Annotated in this window: 18 protein-coding genes; 10 read left to right on the forward strand and 8 right to left on the reverse strand. The window is 69.1% G+C overall.

Going from position 1 to position 15,634, the window contains the following annotated elements:
• The first annotated feature begins 71 nt into the window (after positions 1-71).
• Together ACZ3HV_RS12575 and ACZ3HV_RS12580 are read left to right on the forward strand one after the other, a co-directional pair.
• Positions 72-1,748, forward strand: a complete 1,677-nt coding sequence (locus ACZ3HV_RS12575; protein ID WP_465683698.1) for an ABC transporter ATP-binding protein — start codon at positions 72-74, stop codon at positions 1,746-1,748.
• A 166-nt stretch (positions 1,749-1,914) separates the two neighbouring features.
• Entirely contained in the window at positions 1,915-2,691 is a 777-nt protein-coding gene (locus tag ACZ3HV_RS12580) for a serine/threonine-protein kinase (RefSeq protein WP_465683700.1), read from the forward strand.
• On the opposite strand, the gene ACZ3HV_RS12585 is transcribed toward ACZ3HV_RS12580, so the two are convergent.
• Positions 2,681-3,121 carry a YybH family protein gene (locus tag ACZ3HV_RS12585; RefSeq protein ID WP_465683702.1) on the reverse strand — a complete coding sequence of 147 codons (441 nt, stop codon included), beginning with the start codon at positions 3,119-3,121 and terminating at the stop codon, positions 2,681-2,683. The genes ACZ3HV_RS12580 and ACZ3HV_RS12585 overlap by 11 nt on opposite strands.
• Positions 3,122-3,221: 100 nt before the next feature.
• Here ACZ3HV_RS12585 and sigJ point away from each other — a divergent pair, with 100 nt between their 5' ends.
• Positions 3,222-4,121: an RNA polymerase sigma factor SigJ gene (gene sigJ, locus ACZ3HV_RS12590; RefSeq protein WP_465683704.1), complete on the forward strand. Its 900-nt coding sequence runs from the start codon at positions 3,222-3,224 to the stop codon at positions 4,119-4,121.
• Here sigJ and ACZ3HV_RS12595 read toward each other — a convergent pair.
• From ACZ3HV_RS12595 to ACZ3HV_RS12605, 3 genes are all read right to left on the reverse strand, one after another.
• Positions 4,118-5,356 carry an FAD-dependent oxidoreductase gene (locus ACZ3HV_RS12595; RefSeq protein ID WP_465683706.1) on the reverse strand — a complete coding sequence of 413 codons (1,239 nt, stop codon included), beginning with the start codon at positions 5,354-5,356 and terminating at the stop codon, positions 4,118-4,120. The two genes, sigJ and ACZ3HV_RS12595, sit on opposite strands and share 4 nt — an antisense overlap.
• Entirely contained in the window at positions 5,353-6,219 is an 867-nt protein-coding gene (locus ACZ3HV_RS12600) for an AurF N-oxygenase family protein (protein ID WP_465683708.1), read from the reverse strand. Before ACZ3HV_RS12600 ends, ACZ3HV_RS12595 begins: the two co-directional genes overlap by 4 nt.
• Positions 6,220-6,290: 71 nt before the next feature.
• A complete protein-coding gene (locus tag ACZ3HV_RS12605) occupies positions 6,291-6,917 on the reverse strand; it encodes a class I SAM-dependent methyltransferase (RefSeq protein ID WP_465683710.1) in 627 nt (208 codons plus the stop codon).
• Positions 6,918-7,066: 149 nt separating this feature from the next.
• On the opposite strand from ACZ3HV_RS12605, the gene ACZ3HV_RS12610 reads away from it, so the two are divergent.
• From ACZ3HV_RS12610 to ACZ3HV_RS12625, 4 genes are read left to right on the forward strand one after another with little or no spacing between them, the layout of a single operon-like run.
• On the forward strand, positions 7,067-7,969 hold the full coding sequence (locus ACZ3HV_RS12610; protein WP_465683712.1) for a DUF929 family protein: 903 nt from the start codon (positions 7,067-7,069) through the stop codon (positions 7,967-7,969).
• A 2-nt stretch (positions 7,970-7,971) separates the two neighbouring features.
• On the forward strand, positions 7,972-8,448 hold the full coding sequence (locus tag ACZ3HV_RS12615) for a vitamin K epoxide reductase family protein (protein WP_465683714.1): 477 nt from the start codon (positions 7,972-7,974) through the stop codon (positions 8,446-8,448).
• 34 nt (positions 8,449-8,482) lie between these two features.
• Entirely contained in the window at positions 8,483-9,145 is a 663-nt protein-coding gene (locus tag ACZ3HV_RS12620) for a DUF6766 family protein (protein ID WP_465683716.1), read from the forward strand.
• Between the two features lie 3 nt (positions 9,146-9,148).
• Complete coding sequence (locus ACZ3HV_RS12625; RefSeq protein WP_465683718.1) at positions 9,149-9,763, forward strand: UdgX family uracil-DNA binding protein; 615 nt, start codon at positions 9,149-9,151, stop codon at positions 9,761-9,763.
• Positions 9,764-9,821: 58 nt separating this feature from the next.
• Here the strand turns inward: ACZ3HV_RS12625 and ACZ3HV_RS12630 are convergent, their stop codons facing one another.
• Complete coding sequence (locus ACZ3HV_RS12630; RefSeq protein WP_165949278.1) at positions 9,822-9,965, reverse strand: GPGG-motif small membrane protein; 144 nt, start codon at positions 9,963-9,965, stop codon at positions 9,822-9,824.
• 137 nt (positions 9,966-10,102) lie between these two features.
• Here ACZ3HV_RS12630 and ACZ3HV_RS12635 point away from each other — a divergent pair, with 137 nt between their 5' ends.
• Together ACZ3HV_RS12635 and ACZ3HV_RS12640 are read left to right on the forward strand one after the other, a co-directional pair.
• Positions 10,103-11,110 (forward strand): TIGR03557 family F420-dependent LLM class oxidoreductase, encoded by a 1,008-nt coding sequence (locus tag ACZ3HV_RS12635; RefSeq protein WP_465683720.1) that lies wholly within the window; start codon positions 10,103-10,105, stop codon positions 11,108-11,110.
• A 16-nt stretch (positions 11,111-11,126) separates the two neighbouring features.
• Positions 11,127-11,585 carry an SRPBCC family protein gene (locus tag ACZ3HV_RS12640; protein ID WP_465683722.1) on the forward strand — a complete coding sequence of 153 codons (459 nt, stop codon included), beginning with the start codon at positions 11,127-11,129 and terminating at the stop codon, positions 11,583-11,585.
• 10 nt (positions 11,586-11,595) lie between these two features.
• Here ACZ3HV_RS12640 and ACZ3HV_RS12645 read toward each other — a convergent pair whose 3' ends face one another.
• Genes ACZ3HV_RS12645 through ACZ3HV_RS12655 form a run of 3 tightly spaced genes read right to left on the reverse strand, consistent with a single transcriptional unit; the run spans position 11,596 to position 13,114 of the window.
• A complete protein-coding gene (locus ACZ3HV_RS12645) occupies positions 11,596-11,751 on the reverse strand; it encodes a hypothetical protein (protein WP_465683724.1) in 156 nt (51 codons plus the stop codon).
• Between the two features lie 45 nt (positions 11,752-11,796).
• The gene (locus ACZ3HV_RS12650; protein ID WP_465683726.1) at positions 11,797-12,432 is read right to left on the reverse strand and encodes a DUF1684 domain-containing protein; all 636 of its coding nucleotides are present in this window, start codon (positions 12,430-12,432) and stop codon (positions 11,797-11,799) included.
• A gap of 16 nt (positions 12,433-12,448) precedes the next feature.
• Positions 12,449-13,114, reverse strand: coding sequence for a transglycosylase SLT domain-containing protein (locus tag ACZ3HV_RS12655; RefSeq protein WP_465683728.1), 666 nt, complete (start codon positions 13,112-13,114; stop codon positions 12,449-12,451).
• 392 nt (positions 13,115-13,506) lie between these two features.
• On the opposite strand from ACZ3HV_RS12655, the gene ACZ3HV_RS12660 reads away from it, so the two are divergent.
• Complete coding sequence (locus ACZ3HV_RS12660) at positions 13,507-15,624, forward strand: DEAD/DEAH box helicase (RefSeq protein WP_465683730.1); 2,118 nt, start codon at positions 13,507-13,509, stop codon at positions 15,622-15,624.
• Positions 15,625-15,634 lie beyond the last annotated feature (10 nt).

Here is a 15,634-nt window from a genome sequence, read left to right on the forward strand (position 1 = left end):
CAGCCCCGACGACAGTCGTAGTACCAAGGTGCACTACCGAGGCCGACCAGCCGGCGACGACCGTTGTCGGCATGAAGCTTCCGCTCTCACTCGCCGTCGCCGGGCCTGCCGCCCGAGTGCAGTTCCCTGCACTCGCCGCCGCGGCCGGGCTCGTCGTACTGCGAGTCGGTGCGGTTCTCCTCCGCCCGTGGCCGCTGGCTCTCGCCGTCGATCACGCGCTCGGTCCGAACCCGGCGGCGGATCCGATCGTCGTCCTGGCGCTGGCCGCCACCGGCAGCGTCTTGTTGTCGACAATCATCGGGCTCCTCGACATGGCGAGTCTGCGGACGGTCGAGGGCGCGGCCGAGCGGATCGGCGCGTCGCTGCGCGCAACGATGTTCCAGCGCGCGATGACGCGGTCCCTACGGTGGCACGACCGGATGCGCAGCGGCGAGCTGGTGTCCCGCCTGACCACGGACGTCGGCCGGATGCTCGACGCGGTGGTCGCGGTGACCACGTCGTTCCTGCCCGATGCGGTGATGCTCGCCGGCGTCCTGGTGCTGCTGTTCGCCTTCGACCCCGAGCTCGCTCTGATCGGCTTGGGGGTCGTGCCGGTACTGGCCGCGTTGGCAGTCCGGCAGCGCCGCCTGATCCGAACCGCCCAACAGGATGCGCGGACCGAGTCGGGACGGTTGGCGGGGGCAACGACCGACCTTTTGCGGAACGTCCGCGCCGTCCAGGCCTTCGGGCGGATCGATCGAGCCGCCGCGATCTTCGGCACGCGGAATCGCGCCGTCCTGGATGTCGAGCTGCGAGCGATCGACGTGGACGCGCGCTGGACCCCGATGGCCGATGTCGTCCTGGCGCTCGGCGCCGCGCTGGTGCTGGTGGTCGGCGGGTGGCACGTGCTGTCCGGAGTCCTCACAGTGGGCCAGTTGCTGGTCGTGCTCGCCTACCTGCGAGACCTGTACTCACCCGTGCGCGGCCTGACCCGGTTGTCCGTCGTACTCGCGAAGGCCGGTGCCAGCGCCGTACGAGTTCGCGAGGTCCTGGACTGCGACGAGGCCGTCGAGAATCGGTACGACGCTCGCCCGGCTCCGGCGCTGCGGTCCGGCGTACGGTTCGAGCGGGTGTCCTTCGGCTACGAGCCCGGGCGACCGGTGCTCGACCGGTTCGACCTCGACATCGCGGCCGGCGAGACCGTGTGCCTACTCGGGCCTAGCGGGATCGGCAAGAGCACCGCGCTGCATCTCCTCCTGCGTCTGTACGACGTCGACGCCGGACGGATCCTGATCGACGGCGTGGACGTGCACGACTGCGACCAGCGCAGCCTGCGGGACCGGTTCGCGTTCGTCCCGCAGGACCCGTGGCTGCTGGACGCGACCGTGGCCGAGAACATTGCCTTTGGCAACCAGAACGCGACTCGCGCCGGCGTGATCGCGGCCGGGCGGGCAGCGCTGGTCGACGAGTTCGCCGGCCGGTTGCCGTTCGGGTACGACACGCCTCTCGGCGAAAGCGGCGTACGGCTGTCCGGCGGTCAGCGGCGCCGCGTCGCCTTGGCCCGCGCCGCGGTGTCATCCGCGCCGATGGTCCTGCTGGACGAGCCGACCGCGTCCCTCGACCCGGTCTCGGCCGCCGCGGTGATCGAGGCGATCCGGACCACGACCGCGCAGCGCACGGTCCTGCTCGTCACCCACGATCGCGACCTGGCGGCCATCGCCGACCGGGTCGTCTCCCTCGACCAACACCAACTCAGTGGAAGGAGGTGAGCACCATGCTCCGCATCAAGCCGGTCATGCACCACGGCCACGGACGGTCCCGTAGCCGCTCCCGTTCCCGCAGCCGCAGCCGTTCCCGCAGCCGCTCGCGCGGCTGACCCACAGCCTGCCGCCGGCGCTCAGCCGGCGGCAGGCATCACCGCTTGGAGACCTGCAGATGATTGTCGACACCGAGGACGGACTCGCCGTCTGGGATTGGGCCGAGGGGTGCGAACTGCCGGGCGGGACGTTCGCCCTGGAGCGTCTCGGTGTCGGCCACCGCTGCGAGACCTGGCTGGTCTGGTCGGTCGCGCTCTGGTCCCCCGCCGTACTCAAGGCCGCCCGTCCCCACCAGATCCACCACCCGCGCGCCCTGAAGTCGCTCCGTCGAGAGACGGCTGCCCTCGACGGCAACAACCACCCCGCCCTTCCGCGCCTGCTGGCCGACGGCACCGACGAGGCCATCCCGCACATCCTGCTCGAGTACGTCGACGGCCCGACGCTCACCGACGAGCTCGAGGAGAACGGCGTACTGACCGTCGAGGAGACCGCACTGCTCGGTGCGCAGTTACTCCCCGCGCTGATGGCCCTGCACCACCGCGGCCTCGCGCACCTGGATGTGAAGCCGGACAACGTCGTGCTCCGCGATGCTCGTCCGGTCCTGATCGACTTCGGCAGCGCTCGCCGGATCGGCAGCGAGCGACCATCCGGTCACCCGGTCGGAACCGTCGGATACGCCTCCCCCGAGCAGGAAGCGTGCGCGCCCGTCTCCGCCGCGATGGATCTCTACAGCCTCGGCCAGACGCTCGCCGAGGCGGGCGCCGAACTGCCCGAGAGCCTGCAAAGGCTGATCGCGCCCCAGCCGAGCCGGCGGCTCACCACGTCCGAAGCGCTGACAGCCCTGGCCGACGCCGCCGGCGATCTGCGTCCCTGGCCGGAGTGGCTCAGGGCGTGAGGTCCAGCGCGGCCCGGCCCTCGGGGAAGTAGGTCGGCACCGAAACCTGGTCGTGGACGACCATCCACTGACCATCGATCCGCTGCCAGGCCGCTGTCCATCGGACCCACTGGCCGGTCTTGGGGCCGTTCACCAGCGTGCCGCTGATCCGGTTCACGGCGAACACGACCGCGAGGTCCCCGTCCACGAGCACCGTGAGGTCGCGGACCTCGTAGTCGATCGGCAGCTCATAGATCGTGAAGACCTTCTCCCAGTTCTTCCACTTCGTCTCCGCGCCCAGGTGCCGCAGCGGCGCCTCGATGTCGAACGAGACCACGTTCGGCGCGAAGATCGTCTTGACCGCCCCCATATCGCCGGTCCGGATCGCGCCGACCAGGGTTTCGACGCGCTCCCGGATTTCTGCTTCGTCTGTTGCTTGTTGTGTAGTCATGATCAGTACGACGGGACAGTCGCCCGGACTGTGATGACCTCACACTTCGGTACGGCGTTTCGTCGTAGGGGGAAAGGTGGACCCGACGAAGGGAAGCACGATGACCGGGGACGACCAGGTCGATCCGGGCCTGAGCGCGATCATGAGCGAGCGGCGTCAGCTGATCAACCTCGCCTACCGGCTGCTCGGCTCACTCGCCGACGCGGAGGACGTGGTCCAGGAGACGTACGCCCGGTGGTACGCCATGTCGAGCCGCGAGCAGGCGGCGATCGACGTACCTGGCGCCTGGCTGACCAAGGTCGCGAGCCGGATCTGCCTCGACCTGCTGCGGTCGGCCCGGGTCCGGCGCGAGCGCTACGTCGGCGAGTGGATCCCGGAGCCGCTCCCCGAGAACATCGACGGACTGGCCGGCGCCGACCCCGCGGATCGGGTCACGCTGGACGAGTCGGTGAACATGGCGTTCCTGGTCGTCCTGGACTCGATGACGCCGGCCGAGCGGGTCGCGTTCATCCTGCACGACGTCTTCCGGTACCCGTTCCCGGAGGTGGCCGAGATCGTCGGCCGGACCCCGGCGGCCTGCCGTCAGCTGGCATCATCGGCCCGGCGCCGGATCAGCGACGCGCAGGTTCCCGCACCGCCGACGGCCCGGCGTGCCGAGCTCATTCGTGAGTTCAAACAGGCGTGGGAGGCCACCGACATCGCGACCCTCGTCAATCTCCTGGACCCCGACGTCACCGCGGTCGCCGATGGTGGCGGCGTCGTGATCGCCGCGCTCGAGCCGGTCCACGGTGGCGCGAACGTCGCCGAGTACTTCACCGGCCTGCCCATCCTGGACTTCGGCCGCACGCTGGTGGAGCGGACCGTCAACGGCCAGCCGGGTCTGGTCATCCAGTACGAAGGCGTGACCGAGACCGTGATCGCGTTCGACATCGCCGAGGACCGGATCACGAACATCTGGGCGATCCGCAACCCGGAGAAGCTCCGCCCCTGGACGAACTAGACCAGAGCCAGCACGGCCTGATCGGCGGCAAGCAGGGTCTGCACCGTCTCCTGAGCGCAGGCCTTGTTGACTCCGATACCACCGCGAGCGCCGCGCTTGATCCAGCCCGCGACGTAGTGCCCGGGCCGGCCGACGACGGCGCCCCGGACGTTCGGCACGATGCCGCGGTCGGAGTCGAACGGCAGCCCGTCGACCGGCCGGCCCTCGAACCCGATCGCGGTGAAGAGGTTGCCCGCAGCAATGGTCTCCCCCGTGTCCAGCTCCAGCCCCGCCGCGCTCCACCGGACCGGACGGGCCTCGAACCGCAGCTCAGCGCCCGGGAATGCCGACATCTCCTGCAACGCGGAGGCGCTGTACGCCGCGTCGTCGCGACCCCGTCGACCGAGCAGCAGCACCTCACGGATCCCGCTTCTCGCGAGCGTACGGCGTACGACGTCCGGGAGATCCATGCCGGCCAGGCGGCGTTCGTCGCTGAGCAGGATCCGGGCCAGGTCGAGCGCGACGTTACCGGTGCCGACGACGACCGCCCGCGGACCGGTCAGCTCGATCGGCAGCATGGCACCCGGCCGACCGTTGTACCAGGCAACGAAGTCCTCCGCGGTGCAGGCGGTCTCTGCACCGGGGATCGCCAGCCGGCGGCTCTGATACGCACCGACCGCGTGGACCACCGCGTCGTACTCGCCTCCGGCGTCGGCTGCGTCCGTACCCGGGCGCCAGCGGACCCGTGGATGCTCGGCGATCCGCTCGAAGGTGGAGATGATCTGCTTGGTCCGCGGATGATCCGGGGCGACCCCGAACCGCACCAGCCCGCCGACGCGATCGAGCCGATCTACCAAGGTGACCTCGGCCGAACTCCGCAACAGCAGCTCACGCGTCGCGTACATCCCGGCCGGCCCGGCGCCGGCCACGAGAACGCGCCGCGGCCCACCGCCCCAGGTCTGGTACGCCGGCGGTTGCCAGGCGTCGAGGTCCGTCCCGTCGAGCGGCTCCCGATCGGCGAAGTACGCCGCGTTCCGCTCGACGTCCGCGGCCGTGACGCGGTCCGCGGGTTGCGCCGCGTCGACCGGGCAGATGTCGGCGCACGCGCCACAGTCGATACAGGTCCGCGGATCGATGAACAGCCCCGCGCCGGTCCCGAACCCGGGCTCTCCCGGCGACGGATGAATGCAGTTCATCGGGCACACCGCGACGCAACTGGCCTCCGAGCAGCACTCGCCCGAGATCGCGTAGCTCACAGCAGTCCGGTACGCCGGTAGACCCGGGACGCCGCCGGGGTCAGCAGGCCGAGCGAGCCCAGGAAGTCCATCAGGTTCGCGCAACTCGTCCGCAGCAGCGACCGGTGATGCTCGTTGTGCCGCGCCTCGCGGACCGCCCGATCGACGTCGAGACCCACGTTCGCGTAAACCTCCCGCCCGACCATGCTCGACACGATCATGTCGGCCGCGATCGCGATCACCAGCGCGCTGACCCACCGCCGGCCGCGGCCCGCACCGGCCAGCCGTTCACGGGTCTCCTCGCGGGCGAACACCATGTGCCGCGACTCCTCCACCACGTGAAGGTGGTTCACCTGCCGCACCAGCGGTTCCACCCGCCGATCCCGCATCCAGTCGCGCTGCATGACGTCGAGGACTTCCTCGGCCACCAGGATCGCGGCGTACGCCGACTCGCCGGCGGCGACCGCCTTGAACACCCGGCCCAGCTCACGCGCCAGCCACCGCGGCCGGTACGACGGCTCGACCATCCGGGCGGACGCCCGGGCGAACATGATCGAGTGCCGGCACTCGTCGGCGATCTCGGTCAGCGCCCACTGGAACTCGGCACTGGCGGCCGGCTTGTCGTAGACGTCGCGCAGGATCAGCTGCTGCAGGATCAGCTCGAACCAGATCCCGGTCGTCGCCACCGACGCCGCCTCGTGCCGCGTCAGCTCCCGGCGCTGCGCCTCGCCCAGCTCGTCCCAGTACGGCGTGCTGTAGAGCGTGCTCCACTCCGGACTCAGGCCGTACCCGTCACCGATCGGAGCGTCCCAGTCGATCTCGGTCTCCGGGTCCCGGGACAGCCGCGCCGAGGACCCGAGCAACCGTTGCGCCGTCTCGTCCATGCCGCCCACCTCCACGCGATATGACATCTCCTATGTAACATAGGCGATGTCGTCTATGGAGGCAAGCAGTCTCAGACCCCGCCGCGCACGAAGCTGAACAAGGTGCGGCCCGGGACCAGCGCGTGCGGTTCGCCGGCGTACCGGTGGACGCCGACCCCGAAACCCGCATCCGGATCCGATACCCACACACGCTCGAAGCCACGGGCTTCGAACCACTCGCAGATGACCGGCACCAGGTCGGGCTCGCCGCGATGGCGGGTCCAGATGACGGTGGCGCCAGGACGGCACAGCTGCGGGCAGGTGTCGATCGTGCGCTCGATGTCCTCGTCGGAGATGTTGCCGAACACACCGCACACCAGGACCACATCGGCCGGCACCAGGCCGTCGTACTGATCGACCTGCGCGGCGTCCGCGGTCACGATCTCCACCTGCGGCAGGCCGCGCGCCCTCTCCTGGGCAAACGCGGTGTTCCGCGGATCCAGCTCGACCAGCCTCGCCCGGACGTCGTCGCGGCGCGGATGATCCGGCAGCACGTCGAGCACGTCACGCCCTTGCCCGGCACACAGGCTGATCAGTCGCACCTGACCAGGCGGACAGCTATCCAGGCCCGCGCGCACCTGGTCCTGCACCGCGGCCAGCCGGCGCGCCAGCCCCGATCCGGCCTCGTCGTACTCGTCATGCCATCGTCGCCAGTCCATAGCCAGAACCTAACCATCGGCGCCGACACTCCGCGCCCATCTGTAATCTCTCGGTGACGGAAAGGCAGGAACTTCCGGGCCCGATCAACAGTTGTCCCTGATGGGTGCCGAGCACGTTCGGCATGCCTGAGAATGTGCGAGGGAGAGTCATGAGTAGGCGTGTCGAGCAGAAGGCCCAGGCCCGCGAGCGGATCGCGGCGCAGCTTGCTGCCCAGCAGCGAGCCGAGCGACGCCGACGGCTTCTGCTTGCGGTCGGTGCCGTGGTGCTGGTCATCGTCATCGTCGGCGGCCTGATCACCATCCGGCTGGTCGGTGGCGGCAAGAAGGACACGACCGCGGCGTCAGGTTCGGCCGATGCCCAGATCATGACCGCGCTGACGTCGATCCCGGACTCGACGTTCGCCGCCGTCGGCTCCGAGAGCGTGCAGGCCGCGCCGTCCGCGATCGACGCCCCGGCGCTGACCGCCGGCGGCAAGCCGAAGGTGCTCTACATCGGCGCCGAGTTCTGCCCGTACTGCGCGGCCGAGCGGTGGCCGGTATCGGTCGCCCTGTCCCGGTTCGGGACGTTCAGCAACCTCGGTACGACGCACTCGTCGGCGAACGACGTGTTCCCGAACACGCCGACCCTGTCGTTCCACGGCGCCACCTACACCAGTCAGTACCTGAGCTTCACCGGTGTCGAGACCACCACGAACCAAGAGGTCAACGGCCAGTACGAGCCGCTCGACACCCCGACGGCCGAGGACCAGAAGACCTTCGACACCTACAACCAGCCGCCGTACGTGAAGACCGGTGGCTCGATCCCGTTCATCGCGCTCGGCGGGAAGTTCGTCTCGTCGGGTGCGACGTACAGCCCGGAGGTGCTGGCCGGGAAGACCCAGGCCGAGGTCGCCGACGCGCTCAAGGACCCGTCGAGCCCGATCGCGAAGGCCGTCATCGCCTCCGCGAACGTCTACACCGCCGCGATCTGCAAGCTCACCAACAACCAGCCGGCGAACGTGTGCTCGAGCGCCCCCGTGACCGCCGCGGCCGCGAAGCTCGGGAAGAGCTGAGCGTGAGCGACACCGCACAACGATCCGACCAGAAGTCGACCGGGCTGGGGTGGATCCCGTGGACCACGCTGGCCCTGTCGATCGCCGGTCTCGCGGTCGCGTCGTACCTGACCTATGAGCACTTCACCGCCGGGTCGACGCTGGCCTGCCCAGACACCGGCGTCGTCAACTGTGTGAAGGTGACGACGAGCGAGTACTCCAAGCTCGCCGGCATCCCGGTCGCGCTGCTCGGCCTGGGCTTCTTCGCCGCCATGACGGTGCTCTCGCTGCCACCGATGTGGCGCACGCCCTCCCCCTGGCCCGGTCGGCTCCGCCTGGCCGCCGTACTGGGCGGCGTCGTCTTCGTCTGCTACCTGATCTGGGCCGAGCTGTTCCAGATCGACGCCATCTGCCTGTGGTGCACCGTCGTCCACGCCCTCACGCTCCTGCTGTTCGCCCTCGTCCTCATCCGGCAGGCACTCATCCCACCAACCCCCTGATTTCACAGTCCCCGAACCGGGGTACCGGTGCAGCATGCGATGGCTTCGGCTCCGATCCCTGCTCCTGGCCAACCTGGCCCTGTTCCTCCTGTTCCTGGTGGGACTGGTGTTCACCGGGCACGCTCAGCAGAACGCGGAACTCGCCGATCACGGTCAGCCGTCGGAGAGCCTGTCGCAGTACGTCTCCTCGTCGTCGTTCGGCGAGGCCGTGTTCGAGAACTGGGAGTCCGAGTTCCTGCAGATGGGCATGTACGTCCTGCTCACGGCCTACCTCGTGCAGAAGGGCTCGGCGGAGTCCCGGCCGCTCGAGGGGTCGGCGCCGCAGGACGCGGATCCCCGTGAGCACCGCAACGATCGCAACGCGCCCTGGCCGGTACGGCGGGGGTCCGAGCTCGTCCTGGGCATGTACGAGAACTCGCTCGCGATCGCGTTCGGACTCGTGTTCCTCCTGTCCTTCTGGTTGCACGCGGCAACGGGTGCGGCGTCGTACAGCGCGGAGCAGGAGCTACACGGCGCTGCGGCGGTCACGACCTGGCAATACTTGGGTACGTCGCAGTTCTGGTACGAGTCCTTCCAGAACTGGCAGAGTGAGTTCCTCGCCGTGGCGGCGATTGTCGGTGGATCGGTCTACCTCCGCCAGCGCCGCTCGGCACAGTCCAAGCCGGTGCACGCGCCGCACGCCGAGACGGGTGATTGAGGTATGAGCTTCGACGGAGCGACGCGGTGGGTGCCGGCGGACGGCGGGATGCGGAAGGTGCGGTCGGCTTTGCCCGATTGCCGTGGGTGCGACTTGTATCAGGACGCCGAGCAGGTGGTGGCCGGCGAGGGGCCGGTGCGCGCTCGGATGATGCTGGTCGGTGAGACTCCCGGTGACCATGAGGACAAGGAAGGCCATGTGTTCGTCGGTCCGGCCGGGCGGCTTCTCGACAAGGCGCTGGCCGAAGCCGGGATCGATCGGTCGCAGGTGTACCTCACCAACGCGGTGAAGCACTTCCGCTTCGAACGGCAAGGCAAGCGCCGGATCCACAAGACGCCGGCCGTCGGCCACATCGTTGCCTGCCACCCCTGGCTCGATCGCGAGCTCGCGATCGTGAAACCCAAGCTGGTGGTGATCCTCGGCGCTGTCGCCGCCAGGTCCCTCCTCGGTACCGGCTTCAAGGTCACCGAGCATCGTGGTGAAGCTGTCGCGCTCCCCGGCGGCCGGACAGCGGTCGCCACCGTGCATCCCTCAGCGGTGGTCCGCTCGCAGGAGTTCCGCCGCGACTTCGATCACTTCGTCAAGGACCTGCGCGCGGCAGCCGACCTGCTCCCCTGACGACGGGCGTCGCCCCCACGCGGACGCGACGTGGGGGCGAATCGAACCGGTAGAGAGATCAGGTGAAGATGCTGACGCCTCCAGGGCCGACCAGCAGTCCGATCACGATCAGGGCAGCGCCCCACAGCAACTGACCGCGGACGAGCGAAACGATCCCGGCAATCACGAGGATCGCCGCGATGATCCACAGAATGAGACCCATGGTCCTTCCCATCTGACGAGCCGGGCGAACACCCGGCGGCTGTTTTCCCCGTGCGCCGCCTCCGGTGCCCGCCCGGAAACGCCGACAAACCATCGCGGTGTGAGGGGTGCTGTGAGGGGTGCATGGACGGAGGCGGGATGGGCACTCGGGAGGGGAAGCGAGTGATCGGAGAAATCGTGAAGATCGGGTACTTTCTGTCCAGTGAGGAGTACACGCCGGCGGAGTTGATCGAGCAGGCGCGGCTGGCTGAGGATGCCGGATTCGACGGACTCTGGATCAGTGACCACTTCCATCCGTGGAACCACGAGCAAGGCCAGAGCGCCTTCGTCTGGTCCTCGATCGGGGCGATCTCGCAGGTCTGCGAGCTCCCGGTGACGACCGCGGTCACCTGCCCGACGGTGCGGATCCATCCCGCGATCATCGCGCAGGCCGCGGCGACCAGCGCCGTACTGCTGAACGGGCGGTTCCGGCTCGGGATCGGCACCGGCGAGGCGCTCAACGAGCACGTGCTCGGATCGGTCTGGCCGACGATCGACGTACGGCTGGAGATGGTCGAGGAAGCGGTGGAGATCATGCGCCGGTTGTGGACTGAGGAGGGGTTCGTCTCGCACCACGGCAAGCACTACACGGTCGACACCGCACGCATCTACACGCGGCCGGACCAGCCGCTGCCGATCTACATGTCCGGATTCGGGCCAGAGGCAATCGATGTCGCGGCCAGGATCGCGGACGGGTACATCACCACCACCCCCGACGCCGACCTGTTGCAGCGATACCGGGACAACGGCGGCGGCAGTAAACCGGCCCAGGCCGGCTTCAAGGTCAGCTATGCACCGACCGAAGCGGAAGGTGTCGAGCAGGCCCACCGGATCTGGGGCAACTCCGGCCTGCCTGGGGAGCTGTCGCAGGTCCTCCCCTCACCACGGCACTTCGAGCAGGCCAGCCGGCTCGTCACCAAGGAGTCGACCGCCCAGTCCGTCACCTGCGGCCCCAAGGCCGATGCCCACGTCGACGCCTTCACGCCGTACGTCGAAGCCGGCTTCGACGAGATCTACGTCGCTAACCTGGGACCGCACTCGATCGACATGATGAACCTCTACCGCACCGAGGTCCTCCCCGAACTCCGCCGCAAGATCCCCAGCTAGGAAAAGAAGTTCTGCCATGGGTCAGTACGAAGCCTGGACCACAGTCGACGTCGACCCGAACGTCCTCTTCGACCGTTTGTCCGACCTGGATCGCCTCCCCGATCTCCTGCCCTGGATGACCGAGCTCCACCGCCTCGGGCCACGACCGGTGGAAGCTCAGGGTCCCGAAGTACGGCGTCCCCACCAGGCCGTGCACGAGGTGGTCGACGTCGCCGCGGGCGACCTCGGTCACCGGGACGCGTGGATCGACGTACTCGACGAGGATCGGGTGCTGAGGTGGGGGGCGCCGGGACCGCACGAGTACCACGGTGAGCTGTTGGTCGACTTCGTCGCGGACGAGACGTCCAAGCTGACCGTCCGGGTGCACACCAACCAGGCCGCCGACGTCGACGAAGAGCTCGAGCAGGCACTCGCCCGCATCAAGTCGCTCATCGAGCAGGAGACCCACCACCCCGCCGGCGAACCCGAGGCGTGAGCCGGCGGGATCAGTCCGCGGTGATCTCCACGCAGCACTCGCCGCCCTCCGGGTCCAGCACGGCGTGGACGGTGGTCGCCCGCAGACCCGACAGCATGCCGGTGAGGAAGGCGTGGTTGAGTCCGCAGCCGAGCGTCACTTCCCGGTCGCGGTTGTCGGGGGCCATGGCCTGTTCGCTGTCGTCACCGTGGTCCTGGTCCTGCTGACGGCCCTAGAGGTCGGCGGGAGCTGAGGTCAGTTCGCCGACCGGCAAGCCTGCCTTGACGGTGTTGCCCGCCGGCGCGAGCGGGCAGGTCCAGTCCGGGCTGTAGGCGCACGAAGGGTTGTAGGTGAAGTTGAGGTCGACCACCAGCCAGCCGGCCCGCAGATCGCCGCCGAGGTCAGCACCCTTCACCGTGTCCAGGAGATACCGACCACCGCCGTACGTGCGTTCGCCGGCCAGCGAATCCTTGACCGGCACGAACAGACCGCCGCCGTAGGACTCGAGCCACCACACGTCCAGATCGCCCACCGCGGGAAGATGCAGGACTCCGACGCGGGTGAACGGGATCACGCCGTCCGTCGCCGACGGAACCTCCCACAGCACCTTCTCGACATCCGGATCAACAGCGACCTCGAACCGCAGTCCGGGCTGATAGACCCCGATCTCGGCTCCCCCGTAGCTCGAGCGGTCCTCCGCAGGCACGGGCGACGCCGGATGGGTCGTGAGCAACTCATCGCGTCCGACCCGCCACAGCTCATGTGCCTGCGCCGGGTCGCTCTCTGTCCGCACGGACTGATAGAGCGCGAACACCCGCCGCCGCCAGTCGGCTACCGCCAGCTCAGACACTCCGCCGAACTCAGTCACGCTCTCTCCTTATTCATCAGCGGATCGCCTGGCCGGACTTCGCCCAGTTGTCGTGCAAGCGATCGACGTAGGACTGGGCTTGAGCGCCGGCCTTCGTTCCCTTGGCAAAGATCCGCATGTTTCCCGCGCCCGCGTTGTAGCCCAGGGCCAGCAACTCGTCCTTGCTGTACCGGTCACTTCGCTTGTCCGGCAGCCGCTTGGCCAGGTCATGCAGGTGCCACGCCGCGGCCTGGATGGCCAGCCCCGGATCGTCCGGGAGTTGCTCCCACTTCCGCTTGGCGAAATCGCGTCCGCGCTTCGTGTCGTCGAAGGCGGCCCGATGCATGTTCGCGATTCCGAACGCCGGGTTCGAGTCGATCCGCGCCCACGAGCGCTCGAACTCCGGGTCGTGCGGCTTGTACGACTCGTTGTACAAGATTGCCATCAGCAACTGTGGACTGACCCCGGCCTGTTGCGCGTACCGGCGTACCTGCGGGGCGAAGTGGGCCGGGTCGTAGGCGTCGTACCACGGCTTCGGGGTGGTCGACGTACTCGGCCGAGGGGTAGGCGTCGGCGTCGGCTTCGCGGTCGCCGTGGACTGTGATGCGTCCACGGCCTTGGGGTGGTCGTCGGTGCGCGCGGCCCATACGCCTACGACCACCACTCCCAGCGCGACCCACCACCAGCGCTTCGCCACCCGCACCTCTCCAACGTACTCACCCGCGCTCCGAGACCAAGTCATTCTCGTCCAGCACGACCCGCTCAGCGGTCCAGACACGTCGAAGGATCGTGAGCGCAATGACAACTGCAACGAGCACCAGTGCAGCACAGAGAGTGATGGTCGCCGCCACCGTCGAGACCAGTCCTGAGGTGGGTTGACCTGATCCAGCCGGGGTAATGGGCTGTCCGGCCAGCGGACTGACGCTAGTATGGGAGGGCACCGACCTGGGCAGCGTCGATTCGCCGCGGATTTCGCCGGCCACTCTTCCGACGATCCGCCGGACATCCCGGACGGCGTCTCGTCGACGGCATCACGCCGTACGGTGCGCGTTTCACCCATGGCCGCCGTGTCATGTCCGTTCACAGGAGGATTCCTTGGCCCGACGAGGCCAGCGCCAGCCCGGCGCTACCCGACAGGCTGCCCGCCGCCGGCGGCCGGCCGATGATGCCGACGGCCTCATCCAGGTGCTCGCGCGCGCCGTGCGGGAGGTCGAGTCCGCTGTCGAGCGCGGCGCCGTCCGGCCCTCGGTGCGGACGAAGTTCCAGGTGGTCGCGCTGCTGGTGCGCGAGGAGCGTTCCCGGGTGAACCGCGACGCGTCCGCCAGTGACACCTATCGGTCCGAGCAACTGCGGCGGCTCGACGGCATCGCGACGATTCTGGCGAAGACCGCTGCTCGCGACACCTCGTTGCTCGGCCTGCTGGCCGAGGACGCGGTGATCTCCGAGGCGGCCACGTCGCTCAAGCGCGAGATGCTGCTCGCCGCCGGCATGGAGCCACCCCGCGAGGAGGCCGCGCCCCGCCAGCCGGCCACTCCGGCCGACCCGCCGGCCCGCCGAGTCGTGCCGCAGACCGTGGTCTCGCGACAGCTGGCCAACCCCTTCCTCGCGCCAGACTTCAGCGCCGCTCCGTCACGTCCGCCCCGCCCGGGGCGGCTCGCCGGCTGGGAGCTGATCGGGCCGCTGCTCCGGTCGTTCGAGCGTGCCTCCGCCTCGGCCAGCAAGTCCCTGCCCGAGCCGATCTCCCTGCACGCGGCCAACGGCCTGGAGCTGATGCCACACCAGGCGCGGCTCATCGCCTCCGCTGCGGCCGGCCACCGGACGTTCCTGCTGGCCGACGAGCCCGGCCTCGGAAAGACGGCTCAGGCCCTGCTGGCCGCACGGGCCGCGAACGCCTACCCGCTGCTCGTCGTCGTACCGAACGTCGTGAAGACCAACTGGGCTCGCGAGTCCGGCCTGTGGACGCCGAAGAAGGTCGCCACCGTGGTCCAGGGCGACGGCGAGACGGTGGACGGGTTCGCCGACATCGTCATCGTCAACTACGAGGTGCTCGACCGGCACGTCGGCTGGCTCGGCGACCTCGGCTTCCGCGGCATGGTGGTCGACGAGGCGCACTTCATCAAGAACAAGAAGTCCCAGCGCTCGCGGAACGTCCTGCAGTTGTCCGAGCGGATCCGGACCCGAACCCCGCGTCCGCTGCTGATGGCCCTCACCGGTACGCCGCTGATCAACGACATCGAGGACTTCACGGCGATCTGGGAGTTCCTCGGCTGGATCGACGAGGCCGGCCCGCGGGCCGAGCTGATGGAGTCGCTCGAGGAGACCGACCTGACGCCGGCCGATCCCGCCTTCTCGGCGGCCGCCCGAGCCTGCGTGATCGACCTCGGCATCGTCCGGCGCCGCAAGGTCGACGTGGCCGCCGACATCCCCGCCCGCCGGATCGCCGACCTGCCCGTCGAGCTCGACGGCGCCGTCGGCCGCTCGATCCGCGACGCCGAGCGCGAGCTCGCCGAACGTCTCGTCTCCCGGTACCACAGCGCGCTCGAGACGCGGACCGCCGGCAGCGTCGTGGACGGCATCGACCACGACCTCGTACGCCGGGTCGCCGGGTGGGAGCGCGCGGATCAGGACAACGCCAAGACCGGCGAGAACGTGTTCACGCTGGTCCGCCGGATCGGCCGGGCGAAGGCCGGTCTGGCCGCCGACTACGCCGCCCAACTCGTGCACAGCGTCGGCAAGGTCGTCTTCTTCGCCCGGCACATCGAGGTGATGGACACCGCCGAGGAGCTCTTCACCGAGCGCGGCATCCGCTTCTCCTCGATCCGCGGTGACCAGACCGCCCGGAAGCGTCAGCAGAACATCGACGCGTTCATGAACGACCCGGACGTCTCCATCGCGGTCTGCTCGCTGCTGACCGCCGGTGTGGGCCTCAATCTCCAGGTCGCGAGCAACGTCGTCCTGGCCGAGCTCTCCTGGACCAACGCCGAACAGACCCAGGCCATCGACCGGGTGCACCGGATCGGCCAGGACGACCCGGTCACCGCCTGGCGCATCATCGCGGCCCAGACCATCGACACGAAGATCGCCGAACTGATCGACGCCAAGGCCGGGCTGGCAGCCCGCGCCCTGGACGGGTCCGACGACGAGCTCTCCGCGTCCGCCGACATGCAACTCGAGGCTCTGGTCGCACTCCTGACCAACGCTCTCTCGGCGTAGCTTCGGTAGT

Source organism: Kribbella sp. NPDC020701 (assembly GCF_055562215.1).

Coding starts and splice junctions, on each gene's coding strand:
- ACZ3HV_RS12625 (WP_465683718.1), top strand. CDS start 9,149: ATGAGCTTCGACGGAGCGACGCGGTGGGTGCCGGCGGACGGCGGGATG.
- ACZ3HV_RS12585 (WP_465683702.1), bottom strand. CDS start 3,121: ATGACTACACAACAAGCAACAGACGAAGCAGAAATCCGGGAGCGCGTC.
- ACZ3HV_RS12580 (WP_465683700.1), top strand. CDS start 1,915: ATGATTGTCGACACCGAGGACGGACTCGCCGTCTGGGATTGGGCCGAG.
- ACZ3HV_RS12645 (WP_465683724.1), bottom strand. CDS start 11,751: ATGGCCCCCGACAACCGCGACCGGGAAGTGACGCTCGGCTGCGGACTC.
- ACZ3HV_RS12600 (WP_465683708.1), bottom strand. CDS start 6,219: ATGGACGAGACGGCGCAACGGTTGCTCGGGTCCTCGGCGCGGCTGTCC.
- ACZ3HV_RS12640 (WP_465683722.1), top strand. CDS start 11,127: ATGGGTCAGTACGAAGCCTGGACCACAGTCGACGTCGACCCGAACGTC.
- ACZ3HV_RS12575 (WP_465683698.1), top strand. CDS start 72: ATGAAGCTTCCGCTCTCACTCGCCGTCGCCGGGCCTGCCGCCCGAGTG.
- ACZ3HV_RS12630 (WP_165949278.1), bottom strand. CDS start 9,965: ATGGGTCTCATTCTGTGGATCATCGCGGCGATCCTCGTGATTGCCGGG.
- sigJ (WP_465683704.1), top strand. CDS start 3,222: ATGACCGGGGACGACCAGGTCGATCCGGGCCTGAGCGCGATCATGAGC.
- ACZ3HV_RS12605 (WP_465683710.1), bottom strand. CDS start 6,917: ATGGACTGGCGACGATGGCATGACGAGTACGACGAGGCCGGATCGGGG.
- ACZ3HV_RS12610 (WP_465683712.1), top strand. CDS start 7,067: ATGAGTAGGCGTGTCGAGCAGAAGGCCCAGGCCCGCGAGCGGATCGCG.
- ACZ3HV_RS12635 (WP_465683720.1), top strand. CDS start 10,103: ATGGGCACTCGGGAGGGGAAGCGAGTGATCGGAGAAATCGTGAAGATC.
- ACZ3HV_RS12620 (WP_465683716.1), top strand. CDS start 8,483: ATGCGATGGCTTCGGCTCCGATCCCTGCTCCTGGCCAACCTGGCCCTG.